Below are 13140 nucleotides of genomic sequence, written 5' to 3'. Positions count from 1 at the left end.
AGCGGATTTTCAGTAAATGCCGCAAAACATGTGAAAAATGGAGTGTGGAAAATGAAAGCAAAACAGATTACAACGTACCATGTAAAAGGGGAAGCAAAAACCTGGGAAAAAGCGCTGGTACCGGAAGACGAGTCCAAGAGCGTAAAAATGATTGAGTCGAACGTCATCAACCTGTATCCGGACTTTGCGTTCCAGACCATCGAGGGCTTCGGCGGCGCCATGACCGAGAGCAGCGCATACCTGCTGTCCCGTATGGATGAGGAAACACAGAATCAGGCATTACAGGATATTTTCGGACCGGACGGCCTTCATGCAAGATTTGTCCGCGTGCCGATCGACAGCTGTGACTATTCCCTTGAGGAGTATCAGGCAGTCGCAGACCCGATCGCAGACCCGGATCTGGCAACCTTCTCGATCGACCGCGACCGCAAATATGTCCTTCCGATGCTGAAAAAAGCCATCGAAATCTCCGCAGAGCCGATCAGTGTTCTGATGAGCCCGTGGTCTCCGCCGTATCAGTGGAAAACTGCACCGAAGATCGCAAAGAATGATGCTGCTGTTTACGGTGCAATGGGAATGCCGGTTCCGGAAGAGATTCCGCAGAGAAACCACGGCGGCAGCCTGAAACCGGAGTATTACGGAAGCTGGGCAAAATACGTCGTAAAATATCTGCAGGCATACCTCGATGAGGGAATCCCGGTGACGATGCTGAGCCTGCAGAACGAGACCGTAGCGGCTACCACCTGGGACAGCTGCGTATGGACACCGGAAGAGTCCAAAACCTACCTGAAAGATTATCTGTATCCGGAGATGAAAAAAGCAGGCCTGACGGACAAGATCGGCATCTTCATCTGGGATCACAACAAAGAGCGTATGATCGAGCACGTTCTGACCGTCCTTGACGAGGAGACCATGGACATGGTAGCCGGTATCGCATTCCACTGGTATTCCGGCGACCACTTCGAGGCTGTTGAGCTGATGAAACAGAAATACCCGGACAAAACCTTCATGCTTTCCGAGTGCTGTGCCCTTCACATGCCGGGCAGAATAGGTTTTGGCGGCGGTGGTTTCGGACCGGTGAACTTCCAGACACCAGAGTACGTCGATTACCTTGACGCCGCAGATTATGCACATGATATGATCGGAAACCTGAACGCCGGCATGAACCGCTGGATCGACTGGAACTTCCTCGTAGACAAAGACGGCGGCCCGCGCCACGTACCGATGGGATTCACCTCAGGTCTGATTGTGGATGATGATTTCCATTACCGCAAACCGATCATGTACCACTACATCGGCCATATTTCCAAATATATTGCTCCGGGTGCAAAACGCATCGGCTGGAGCAAATACGGAGCAAACCTGGATGTAACGGCCGCAGTCAATCCAGACGGAAGCTACGTTGTGATCCTGCTGAACCGCACAAAAGAGGATTCCGGCTGCTTCCTGCGTGTCAACGGACATATCATGCGTGTCGATCTTCCGGCAGAGACACTCAGCACGGTTGTAATCGAGAAATAAAAAGCAAAAATAAAAAAATGCCTTCTGTGCAGAATGGAAACAGTCTGCACAGAAGGCATTTTTGTAAGATACGATTTATTTTTGATCGGAATCGGAAGAATCTGAGTTTTTCTCTTCGGTCGAAGGCTTTGCCGGTGTATACGGCGCATCAACCGGAGACTCTTCCGTGGCCAGTTTTGTTAGCGCTTTGCGCAGCCGGTAGCCCGGGAAGTGGAAGACTTCGGCCTCGTCGATCTTCTTTTTCTGATATGGGATCGCCTGTCTCGTTTCCGGATCAATGTGGTCCATGTGGAAGTAAAATGCATCGTCATCCGGCAGGTGATGTTTTTCAAGACGACGGTTGGCGAAGTTGCGGCAGACCGTGCAGATAATGGCACAGACCGGAACGGCGATGATCATGCCAAAGACACCCCAGAAGCCGCCGCCGATCAGAATCGAGATGATGATAAGGAAGCTGGACACACCGGTCGTCTCGCCGAGGATTTTCGGTCCTAAGAAGTTTCCGTCAAACTGCTGCAGGAGAACGACGAAAATCAGGAAATACAGTGCCTGCAGAGGGTCGATCAGAAGGATCAGCAGAAGACACGGAACGGCGCCGAGGAACGGGCCGAAAAACGGAATGATATTCGTCACACCGATGATTACGCTGACCAGCAGTGCGTACGGGGTGCCGATCAGGCTCGTCACAAGATAGCAGATGGCACCGATGATGATCGAATCGATGACTTTTCCAACGAGGAATCCGCTGAATTCCTGGTTCACATACTGGCAGTCGCGGATCACGGCATTTCCGTGATCCAGACCGAGCAGCGCGTAGACTGCTTTTTTCAGCTTGGCAATGTAGCTTTCCTTGTTGTACAGCATGTAGATCGCAACGATCGCGCCAAGCAGAATGTTTTTGAAAAACGTAACCATGTTGACGAGCTGTCCGGAGAGGTTCAGAAGGAACGTACGGAGCATCGGCATCAGGTCATTGGTCAGCCAGTTGGAAAGCTTTGCGGAGAACATGGAGATGTACTGGTCTGCCGTCTGCTGCATCTCCGGGTAATTCGCCAGCACTTTTGTGGCAAAATCCTGAATGTTGTTTGCGTAGTTGGAGAAGTTGGAGACAATGTTTGTGATACTTGAGAACAGCTCCGGGATCAGGGTCGCAATGAGTCCGTACAGCGCGAAAAGCATGGCGACGTACGTCAGAAGAATCAAAAGCGCCCGCACAAGCTTTTTGCAGCGTACCGACTGTGTTTTTCCGTGCCGGGCAAAGAGTCTGGCGATGATCCGCTGTTCTATGAAGTTAATGATCGGGCTGATCACATAGGCGAGAATCAGGGCTGCAATCAGGGGGGAGAGAATGTCGAGGACATTGTGAAAGGCGGTCCGCACAGAAGTCTGGTGGAAGAGCAGGTAGTAAAAAATCATGGACGCTGCAAGTACCAGAAAGGCAGTAACGCCGGCCCGGACATATTTTCGGTAACGATCCAGTTTCATAAAAATGTAAATCCCCTTTCGAATTTTATTAACCTCTATTATACACATGCAATCCCCAAAATACAACCGCAACCACACTTGCGGGAAAAAAAGGAAACTGCTATACTGGAAAAGCAGATTTAGAAAAAGGAGATAACAAATTTGAAGATAAAAATGCCGCCAAGCGTAAATATGGTAATCGATTCCCTGCATGCGAAAGGCTTCGAGGCGTACGCGGTCGGAGGCTGTGTGCGCGATACGATTCTTGCGCGGGAGCCGGACGACTGGGATATTACAACCTCTGCTTCCCCACAGCAGGTAAAAGAAATTTTTGACCGCACCGTGGATACGGGACTGGAGCACGGAACGGTAACAGTTCTGGCCGGAAGCGGCGCGCACGAGGTCACGACGTACCGCATCGACGGAGAGTATGAGGACGGCCGCCATCCGAAAGAAGTGGTCTTTACCTCCAGCCTTGCCGAGGATCTGCGCCGCCGTGATTTTACGATCAATGCGATGGCATACAACAACGAAGAGGGGCTTGTGGATCTGTTCGATGGAATCAGGGATTTACAGCGCAAAGTCATCCGCTGTGTCGGAAATCCGACCGAGCGGTTCAGTGAGGATGCACTGCGGATCCTGCGCGCCCTCCGCTTTTCCGCACAGCTCGGCTTCAAACTCGATCCGGTAACACTGGATGCCATCATAGCACTCGCGCCGACGCTTGAAAAAATCAGCGCCGAGCGGATCCGTGTGGAACTGAATAAACTGCTGATCTCGAAGCGGCCGGAGTACATGGAGGCCGTCTATGAGGCGGGTATTACAAAGATTGTGCTGCCGGAGTTTGATGAACTGATGAAAACACCGCAGAACAATCCGCACCACTGCTATAATGTCGGTGAGCACACGATTGCCGCTCTGCAGCACGTTCCGGCAGATCCGATTCTGCGCTGGACGATGCTGCTCCACGATATTGCAAAACCGGCGTGCCGCACAACGGATGAGGCCGGCATCGATCATTTTAAAGGCCACGCACCGGCGGGGGAGAAAATGGCGAAAGCGATTCTGCGCCGTCTGAAATTCGACAACGAAACCATCCGCCAGGTCGCAGCATTGATCCGCTGGCATGACTGCCGCATGGCTCCGGAGAAACCGGTGATCCGCCGTATTCTGAACAAACTCGGCCCGGAGCTGTTCGAAAAACTGATGATCGTGCAGGAAGCCGATACGATGGCCAAAAGCCTGTACCAGCGGGAGAAAACCCTGGAACGGATCGAAAAGGTAAGGGAGTGCGTCAGAGAAATTCTCGATAACGGCGACTGCTTTACGTTGAAAATGCTGGCCGTTTCCGGCAAAGATCTGATGGAACTCGGTGTCCCAAAAGGCCCGAAAATCGGCGAATGCCTGAACGCGGCGCTGGAAGAAGTGATGAAAGATCCGGCGAAGAATACAAAAGAATACCTGACAGAGTACGTAAAAACACTGCTGTAAAGCCAAAACGGCAAGCAAGAGAGCCGGGGACAGAACAATCCGTCCCCGGCTCTCTTTTGTTTTTTGCTGGTTTTATACGTTCAGATCACGCAGCAGATCCGCATACCAGCAGAACACATGGGCAATGCGGTACAGTTCGCTCTCCTTGGAGACGGTGCGCCACAGCTCTTTATAGCTGTGCAGCCACCGTTCGAGATCTCCGGCGAGTGCAAAACAGTCTTCTTTCTCCGGCAGAGTGCCCTCGGAAAGAAGGGAAGCGCGCAGGAACGGCAGCAGGCGGTTCAGCACTTTCAGGCCGTCTGCGGTGAGCAGGTACGCATAGATCATCGGACGGTTCTCCGGGCGGACGGTGCCGGCTTTCTCGTACAGAACGGCGCAGAGCGCGTCGATTGAAGCATTTGCTGCATCCGCATCGCCTTCCGCGCAGGAGCGGAGCAGTTCGGCAGCCTCTTCTTTGTCCTGATGCAGTTCGAGTGCTTCCTGTACCATAACGGCAGTGCGCCACGGATACGCATCCTGATGGCAGAGAAGATCGAGCACGGAAACGAGTTTTCCGGAAGCATCACCAAATTCCAGCACGGAAATCTGGCGGTTGATTTCCTCCTCCGGCAGAATGTCTGCATTCCAGGAGAACGCCGCGCCGTAGATCATGCCGATGCGGGAGAAGTCCGGGTGATTGATGTGGCCGTAATCGCCCCAGTCAGTGTTCAGAAGTCCCATCGCATGGCATTCGTGGCCGTAGCGCGCCATTCTGGAAATGTTTTCATACGCCTCATGATACTTGTTGATGAGCTGGTTCCATCCCTGTACGCCCGGGCACACATACAGATGCTCGGCACCGGAATTGGCAAGGCGGGTCAGACGCTCCGATGAAACATTTGACGCATAATCCCAGTGGAGGCAGATCAGGTTCTTCGGCAGGAGATGATAAGCTTCCGGCTCCTGGCTGATGACATCACTCCAGAACATCGGCGTGCGGCCGGATTCAGTGATATAGTTGGCAAGCTCTGTCACAAACTCGGTGTAGATGACGGTGGTTCCCTTTTCCTCGGCGAGTGCGCGGGAAGCCCCTTTTCCAAGGTCAAACGTTTCATCCGCGCAGAGATTGAAATACTTCGAGGAGAAGAGCTGCATATATTCGGAAAGAATGTGTTTGGCAAGGGAGAGGCTCTCCGGGTTTGTGATATCGAGCGTATGGTGCGCCTGGCGGTCATAGAAGGAGAACGGAGCCGAAGCAGAGCCTTCCAGTTCGCACAGATGTGCATACGATTTCGTGCAGAGCAGCTTGTACAGATGGCCGAAGCTTGCAAGCGACGGAACGAGATCAATGCCAAGTCCCTTGCAGTAGCGGTCCAGCTCGAGGATGTCCTCTGCAGTGAGCGGCGTATCGTCGCGCCACATCTCGGTCAGATCGTCGAAGAGATAGCTGTGCTCGATGTAGAGCTGAAGCTGATTGATTTTATAGAAGCTCAAGGTGTCGGCAAGCTGTTTCAGATAGGAAAGCGTCGGAACACGTCCGCGGGTCGCATCGTGGTAGAAGCCGCGGTTTTCCATGGCCGGTTTGTCGGAGATCAGGACGGTTGGAAGAACAGCACCTGCCTGGCGGATCATCTGACGGAGTGTCTGCACGCCGTAGAGAACGCCGCTTTCCAGAGATCCGCAGATCGTGATGTTTTCCGGTGTGACAGCGAGGGTATAAGCCTCACGGGATAATTCCGGAGAGGCAGTCAGATAGATCAGGTGTGATCCCACCGGCTGATGACGGCGGCAGATGGCAGGACGGAATCCCGTCTGTGTCTCAATCTCCTGCTGCAGAAGCTGTGCTGCAGAAAAAAGCTCAGCCGGGCTCTCGGAATCGAGAAAAATGCGGCTGTCATAGTGAATTGTAAAGGTGCCCTCTCCGTAGGAAAGGGAAGATGGCTGTGGTAAGAAAATCATAAAAACCCTCCTTAAAATAAAATGATTTTAGAGAACCCCATAACAGGTGTTTTTCATCCTGTCAAGTTTGGAATATTTTACCATGCGGTGAAATTAAAAACAATAAAATAAGAGAAAAAGAAAACACTTTCAACATTGCTTTTGGGATGAAAGAAAAAACAGAAACCAGTATGCATGGCACAGGGCGGATACGCATACATTGAATCGTGACCCCAAAAACGATCACAACAGGGAAAGGAGTCAGGCTCTTGTATGATTATGGATTGAGTGTGCTGTCCCATTACGGTCTTACGGCTTCCGGCACAATGCGGGTGCGGGGCGCTTTATTGTGCCACACCGAACAGGGGGATAAGCTGATCAGCGAGTTCGGGACGGCGGCAGAAAAACTGGAGCAGCGGTATCTTCTACAGTGCCGCATCACGGAGTCGGGGCTCCTGCGGTGCGATCAGATTCTGCGGAACGAAGAGGGAGCGCTTGCAACGCGCGGGGACGACGGAGGAACGTACATTGTGCGGAACTGGTACCCGGGCCGGGAATGTGAGACGGGAAACAGTGAGGATCTTATCCGCGCCTCGGACGCGCTGGCGCGGCTACATACGGCAGCTCATCTGCCGGTGAAAATGGAATACCGGAGGGAATCCATCGTGGAGGAGTGCATCCGCCACAATGTGGAAATTCGAAAGATCCGAAAGTATTTGCAGACAAAAAAGAAGAAAAATGAGTTTGAAAAACTGCTGCTGGCAAGCGCCGGTCCGTATCTGGAACAGGGAGAGCGGGCGGCCGCGGAAATGAAAGCTTCTTCCTATGAAAAACTGCGGCAGCGGGCGGACGAAGAAGGCGCCGTCTGCCACGGGGAATTCAGCCAGCACAATATTCTGCTGGAAAACGGCAGAGGCGAAACGGCGGTCAATTTCGACAAGTGGAACTTCGATCTCCAGGTGGCAGATCTTGGCTATTTTATGCGGAAAATTCTGGAAAAACACGGCTGGAGCGAGCGCGCGGCAGAACGGATCTTAAACGCCTACAGCGCCAGACGGCCGCTCGATGAGGGGGAAATCGAGACACTCCGCCTCTATCTTTCCTATCCGTGGAAATACTGGAAACTGGCAAACCGCTACTACGGAAGCAGAAAATCGTGGATATCCGGGCGGAATACGGAGAAACTAAAAACACTCAATGCGCAGCAGGCAGACTGGTTGCGGTTTGTTAAGGGATCCTTCTTTTAACCGTGCGGTGGAAAAGAGTCTGTTTTGGGCAGAAATCGCCATAAAACCGCTGGTATGGGGGACTTTTTTCTTGACAAGAGAGACGCATTAGTATATAAATATATACAGCTACGCGAAAAAGCCGGTCAACGTAACAGACTGATCATCCGGAAGAAAAACAGCCGGCAGGGCAGGTCGTGTGTATCAGCGGGCCCGCGTACCATGTAAAAAACAAATGTAAGATACAGGAGGAGTAAAACTCATGAACAAAACAGAATTAGTTGCAGCTATGGCTGAGCAGACAAATTTATCCAAAAAAGATGCAGAGGCTGCTTTAAAAGCATTTATCGATGTAGTATCTGAAGAATTAAAGAAAGGTGAGAAAGTTCAGCTGGTAGGCTTTGGTACCTTCGAAGTATCCGAAAGAGCAGCAAGAGAAGGAAGAAATCCGCAGACTGGCGAGACCATGGAAATCAAAGCTTCCAAAACTCCGAAATTCAAAGCAGGAAAAGCTTTAAAGGACATGATGAACTAAGTAAAAATCTATGCGCTTAGATAAATTTTTAAAAGTATCAAGACTGATCAAGCGGCGTACCGTAGCCAATGAAGCCTGTGATGCAGGCCGTGTCCTCGTCAACGACAGACCGGCAAAAGCATCCGCACAGGTCAAGGCAGGAGATGTACTGGAAATTCAGTTCGGAAGTAAATCCGTCAGGGTAGAAGTGCTGAATGTGCAGGAAACCGTGAAAAAAGAAGAAGCACAGGAGCTTTACCGCTACTTATAAGAAGTGCGGCAGGATTCATGTGCAGCGAATAAAAAGAGAAAACCTTCATATAATGGGTGTATAGACCATTGTATGGAGGTTTTTTGTATGGGGGAGATGAACGAACAGGCGCACCGCCTTTTGCTGGAACAGCGGAAAACACTTTCTCTTGGCGGCGTGCAGGATGTGAAAAGCTTTGATGAGAACGAAGTTCTGCTCGTGACCGTCTGCGGTGTTCTTACCATCCGCGGAAAAGAGCTGCATGTGGGCCGCCTGGAGCTGGAAAAGGGAGAGGCGGATATCGAAGGCAGCATCGACAGCCTGGTCTATACGGAACATGGGCCGCTGCAGAAGAAGGGGTCTGCGCTTGCGCGGCTGTTCCGGTAAAAATGAGTGCGTATGTCACCCGGGAGCTGATTCTGTTCGCCTGTTCCATCTGGCAGGGGGCAGTCCTGGGGTTCTGGTATGATCTGATCAAGACAGCGCGGAAACTGATCCGCCACAGCCATGCGGCGGTATCTGCAGAGGACCTCTGCTACTGGATTGCGGCAGCGCTGTATCTGTTTGTACGGATTTACGGAGAGAACAGCGGCATTCTCCGCGGGTATCTGTTTGGCGGCATCCTTGGGGGCGCTGCATTGTACCACGCATCGTTTGGACGCTTTCTTCCGGAACTTCTGGCAAAGGGAATCAAAAAAGCAGGGCGAATCCTCGCTTTTCCAGGAAAATGGCTGGTAAAAAGTATGAAAAAACGGAGAAAAAGGTTGAAATTTCATGGGAAGAACGGTAAGATGTAACTACACATGTAAGAACAAAAGAAACAAGTCTGCGGACGAAAAACAACAGATAGTTTGGCTGCAGACGGTTGGAAAATAGAAAGCAAGGGTAAAGAAAAGAATGAAAGAAAGGGAAGAAAAGAATTCTGGCCGAAAGAAAAAAGTCAGAAAGAAGAGCCGTACAACAGAGTTCTCAATTACCGTAGTCCTGTGCTGCCTGGTTGCAGTCCTTACCGTAAAGGGAATCAGCCTTCAGCAGAAGGTCAATGCAAATGCATCCCGTCTTTCCAGTCTGGACAGCCAGATTGAAGAGGAGAAGCAGCGCACCGATGATATTACCGCCTTGAAAGAATACATGCAGACCGATGAGTACATAGAAAAAACGGCAAGAGAAAAACTTGGCATGGTAAAGGATAATGAGATTTTATTTAAAGAATCCCAGTCGAAATAAACAAAACAGATAAAGAAAGGGCATGATTTCGCAGTCCCCTTTGAAGTCCAGAACAAAGAGAGGAGGAGCGGAACATGCCGGAGTGGATCATTGCCATGTTCCTGATCGGCGCATTGCTGTCAGCAGGGGACATGGCTAAAATTTTTTTGGAAGCCAGAAGAAGCCGCCGGGAAGCGGCCGTCTATGACAATCATCCGCAGAAGCTGCAGATGGAACACTACGCCGATTCGTTCCGCGTTCTGGCAGAGAGCTTTTACCAGATGCCGTCAAAAAGTGTGATGCCGGAGACGGGCCGGGTGGACAAGATTCTGGAAAAAGAACAGCAGGAAGTCTGTAGCCGCTGTGCGAAGGCGTCGTGGTGCTGGGAGCAGTACGGAAACCTGACGCGCGAGCGGTGCCAGGAACTTCTTCAGACAATCGCCGACGGGGATGAGGACGAGATCAGCCGTGCAAAAGGCGAATGGAACGCCTCCTGCCTGAACGGATCCCGCTTTCTGGAACTGTTCTGGAACCGCTACCAGCAGGAACGCCAGACGGCGCTCTGGTCGGGGCGTGTGGCGGAGAGCCGCCGCGTGGTGGCAGAACAGTTAAGTGAAGTCGCCGGGATTATGGACCGCGCCGCGTGTGATCTGTACAGCCTCAACAGTCTGCCGGACGAGCTCTCGGAAAAAATCTGCCGCCAGATGAAGAAAAACGGGGCTTTCGTCCAGAAAATCTGGCTCCAGGAGCGGCCGAAAGAGCATTTACAGATCTATATGACGGTCAAAGCGGGCCGTCACTGCCGGATCACGCTTCGCCAGACGGCGGAACTGATCGGTTCCCTGTGCGGAATCCCGATGGTTGCGGTACGCGACGGGGCACAGGTCTTAAGCGGAGAATACCAGACGGTGCTGTTTCAGGAGGATGTGAAATTCCAGGTTCTCTACGGTGTGGGACGCATCACCAAGGAGCAGGAGAGTATCTCCGGGGATAATTACAGTGTGCTCTGCGAAAACGGCCAGTTTGTCCTCTGCCTGTCGGACGGCATGGGTTCCGGGATCGAGGCAAACAGGGAGAGCGAGACGGTGGTGGAGCTGTTTGAACAGTTCCTGCGCGCCGGATTCCCGCGGATCATGGCGGCACGGATGATCAATTCGATGCTTCTGCTGCAGCCAAAGGAAGGGATGTTTTCCACGTTTGATGTTGCTTCGATTAATCTCTACACAGGCGTCTGCAGCTTTTTGAAAGGAGGTGCATCGCCGACGTTCCTTAGGCGGGATACGTGGGTGGAGGTTGTGGAGTCGACCAGTCTTGCCGCAGGTCTCGTTTCCCAGACGGATTTTGATACCACAACGAAAAAGCTGTACGACGGTGATTACCTTGTGATGATGACGGACGGAGTGCTGGACGCGCTGCCCGGGGACAGGACGGAGCAGATGAAGCAGCTTCTTCTCGAAGTGAAAAACAGCGAGCCGCGGGAATTTGCCCGGGAGCTTTTGGAACGCGTGCTGCGCCTCGGCGGCTGCCGCGCACGGGATGATATGACGGTTCTGGTCGCCAGAATCTGGAAAAAATAGGAGTAAAAACGAAGGATGCGAGAGAAAGTAAGAGCCTTTATGGAACAGTATCATATGGTAACGGCAGGCGAACGCGTGCTGCTCGGCCTTTCCGGCGGCGCGGATTCCGTCTGCCTGTTTCATCTGCTGCGGGAACTGCAGGAGCCGCTTGGCTTTTCGCTGCTGGCTGTCCACGTCAACCATAATCTGCGCGGCGCGGAAGCCGGGCGGGATGCGGCATTTGCAGAAAATCTGTGCCGGGAATATGATGTTCCGTTCTATCTCTATTCCTGTCCCGTGGAGAAGATCGCAAAAGAAAAGCATCTCTCGACGGAGGAGGCGGGACGCGCGGCGCGGCAGGAAGTTTTTGCAGCGTGCGCAAAGGAGCAGAGGGCAGTGAAAATTGCGCTCGCCCATCACCAGGATGACGTTGCGGAGACGATGCTGCATCACCTGGCACGGGGAACGTCGCTGGCCGGACTTGCCTCCTTACGCCCCGTGCGGGGGAATGTGATCCGTCCGCTTCTCTGCGTCGGACGAAAAGAGATCCGGCAGGAACTGGAAAGCCGTAAGTGTTCCTGGTGTGAGGACAGCACGAATGCAGAGGATGCTTACACGAGGAACGGAATCCGCCACCATGTGCTGCCGTATCTGACCGAAGAGGTCAATCCGCGTGCCGCCGCGCATATGGCACAGACATCGCTGGACCTGCTGGAAACGGAGGAATATCTGGAGCAGCAGACGGATCAGCTGATGGAGCGGTATGCATCCGCAGAGAAAAATGCGGTTGTGCTGCGTGATGCGGTGAGCAGCGAAGCGCCTCTTCTGCAGCGCTACGTGATCCGGCGCGTTCTGGAACAGCTGGCGGGAAAACGGAAGGATCTTACCAGGGAGCATCTGGAATCTGTGCGGGAACTTTTTGAAAAGCAGGTCGGAAAAAGTGTCTGCCTGCCGTATGGAATCACCGCCGTGCGCGGATACGAGACGCTCCGCCTGGAAAAGCAGGGAGTGCATTTAAAAGAAGAACGGAAAAGGAAAAGCGGCGAAGAAGTTCCAATTCCGGTTCCGGCCGGGTGGGAAGAGGAAAAAAGTCTCGCATTTGCAGAAAATCCAGTCACGATTGTGAAAAAAACATCGGTTTTTCCCGAAAGAATTGAAGAAAAAAAGTATACGAAATGCTTTGACTGTGATAAAATAAAAGACGGTCTTGTCCTCCGCACGAGAAGAAGCGGAGATTATCTGAGAGTAACCGCAAAAGGCGGGAAAAAGAAACTAAAAGATTATATGATTGATGCCAAGATACCGAAAGAGGAGCGGGATTCCATTCTGCTGCTCGCCGACGGACCGGAGATCTGGTGGGTCGTGGGGTATCGCAGAGGAGAGAGCGGCCGTGTCGGGGAAGACACGAAAGCAGTTCTGCAGATACAGATTGGCGTTGGTAAGGAGGAAAACAGATGAAAGAGACAATCAGAGTATTATTAAGCGAAGAAGAAGTAGACAGACGAATTAAAGAAGTAGCAGACCAGATCAACCGCGATTACGCAGGAAAAGAAGTGCACCTGATCTGCGTTTTAAAAGGCGGCGTATTCTTTATGTGCGAGCTGGCAAAACGCATCACAGTGCCGGTAAGCCTTGACTTTATGTCCGTATCAAGTTACGGCGATGACACCAAGTCCAGCGGAGTTGTCCGTATTGTAAAAGACCTGGATCAGCCGCTGGAAGGAAAAGACGTTCTGATCGTGGAGGATATCATCGATTCCGGAAGAACGCTTTACTATCTGATCGACATCCTGAAAAAGAGAAATCCGAAATCCGTACACCTGTGTACTCTGCTCGACAAGCCGGAGCGCAGAGTGCGCGATGTCAAAGTAGATTATACCTGCTTTAATATCCCGGACGAGTTCGTCGTAGGCTACGGTCTGGATTACGCACAGAAATATCGGAATCTTCCATACATCGGAGTAGTGGAGTTTCACGAAGACGAGGAGTAAAAAG

At 52.1% G+C, this 13140-nt stretch carries 13 protein-coding genes; 11 read left to right on the top strand and 2 right to left on the bottom strand.

Annotated features, from left to right (window positions below; genetic code table 11):
- Positions 1 to 51 precede the first annotated feature (51 nt).
- Positions 52 to 1521 (top strand): glycoside hydrolase family 30 protein, encoded by a 1470-nt coding sequence (locus DW642_RS04980; RefSeq protein WP_117509470.1) that lies wholly within the window; start codon positions 52 to 54, stop codon positions 1519 to 1521.
- A 75-nt stretch (positions 1522 to 1596) separates the two neighbouring features.
- On the opposite strand, the gene DW642_RS04975 is transcribed toward DW642_RS04980, so the two are convergent.
- Positions 1597 to 3006 carry an AI-2E family transporter gene (locus tag DW642_RS04975; protein ID WP_158554975.1) on the bottom strand — a complete coding sequence of 470 codons (1410 nt, stop codon included), beginning with the start codon at positions 3004 to 3006 and terminating at the stop codon, positions 1597 to 1599.
- Between the two features lie 141 nt (positions 3007 to 3147).
- On the opposite strand from DW642_RS04975, the gene DW642_RS04970 reads away from it, so the two are divergent.
- Positions 3148 to 4476 carry a CCA tRNA nucleotidyltransferase gene (locus tag DW642_RS04970; protein ID WP_117509468.1) on the top strand — a complete coding sequence of 443 codons (1329 nt, stop codon included), beginning with the start codon at positions 3148 to 3150 and terminating at the stop codon, positions 4474 to 4476.
- A gap of 72 nt (positions 4477 to 4548) precedes the next feature.
- Here the strand turns inward: DW642_RS04970 and DW642_RS04965 are convergent, their stop codons facing one another.
- Entirely contained in the window at positions 4549 to 6414 is a 1866-nt protein-coding gene (locus DW642_RS04965; RefSeq protein ID WP_117509467.1) for a beta-N-acetylhexosaminidase, read from the bottom strand.
- Positions 6415 to 6662: 248 nt separating this feature from the next.
- Between DW642_RS04965 and DW642_RS04960 the strand changes: the two genes are divergently transcribed.
- From DW642_RS04960 to hpt, 9 genes are all read left to right on the top strand, one after another.
- Complete coding sequence (locus DW642_RS04960; RefSeq protein WP_117509466.1) at positions 6663 to 7640, top strand: phosphotransferase; 978 nt, start codon at positions 6663 to 6665, stop codon at positions 7638 to 7640.
- Positions 7641 to 7881: 241 nt separating this feature from the next.
- The gene (locus tag DW642_RS04955) at positions 7882 to 8154 is read left to right on the top strand and encodes an HU family DNA-binding protein (RefSeq protein WP_022462103.1); all 273 of its coding nucleotides are present in this window, start codon (positions 7882 to 7884) and stop codon (positions 8152 to 8154) included.
- A gap of 10 nt (positions 8155 to 8164) precedes the next feature.
- Positions 8165 to 8404, top strand: a complete 240-nt coding sequence (locus DW642_RS04950; protein WP_022462104.1) for an RNA-binding S4 domain-containing protein — start codon at positions 8165 to 8167, stop codon at positions 8402 to 8404.
- Positions 8405 to 8491: 87 nt separating this feature from the next.
- Positions 8492 to 8770, top strand: coding sequence for a sporulation protein YabP (gene yabP, locus DW642_RS04945; protein ID WP_330410109.1), 279 nt, complete (start codon positions 8492 to 8494; stop codon positions 8768 to 8770).
- A gap of 2 nt (positions 8771 to 8772) precedes the next feature.
- Positions 8773 to 9180, top strand: coding sequence for a spore cortex biosynthesis protein YabQ (gene yabQ, locus DW642_RS04940; protein ID WP_117509465.1), 408 nt, complete (start codon positions 8773 to 8775; stop codon positions 9178 to 9180).
- Between the two features lie 100 nt (positions 9181 to 9280).
- On the top strand, positions 9281 to 9610 hold the full coding sequence (locus DW642_RS04935; protein WP_022462107.1) for an FtsB family cell division protein: 330 nt from the start codon (positions 9281 to 9283) through the stop codon (positions 9608 to 9610).
- 74 nt (positions 9611 to 9684) lie between these two features.
- Positions 9685 to 11166: a SpoIIE family protein phosphatase gene (locus tag DW642_RS04930; RefSeq protein ID WP_055218705.1), complete on the top strand. Its 1482-nt coding sequence runs from the start codon at positions 9685 to 9687 to the stop codon at positions 11164 to 11166.
- Positions 11167 to 11181: 15 nt separating this feature from the next.
- Entirely contained in the window at positions 11182 to 12603 is a 1422-nt protein-coding gene (tilS, locus tag DW642_RS04925; RefSeq protein ID WP_055227252.1) for a tRNA lysidine(34) synthetase TilS, read from the top strand.
- Positions 12600 to 13136 (top strand): hypoxanthine phosphoribosyltransferase, encoded by a 537-nt coding sequence (gene hpt / locus DW642_RS04920; protein ID WP_022462110.1) that lies wholly within the window; start codon positions 12600 to 12602, stop codon positions 13134 to 13136. The genes tilS and hpt overlap by 4 nt, the downstream gene beginning before the upstream one ends.
- Positions 13137 to 13140 lie beyond the last annotated feature (4 nt).

It is taken from the genome of Blautia sp. AM23-13AC (assembly GCF_003435675.1).
Classification (GTDB): Bacteria; Bacillota; Clostridia; order Lachnospirales; family Lachnospiraceae; genus Fusicatenibacter; species Fusicatenibacter saccharivorans.
Note: the sequence above shows the minus strand (reverse complement) of the source record. Positions and strands in the feature narration are given on the sequence as shown.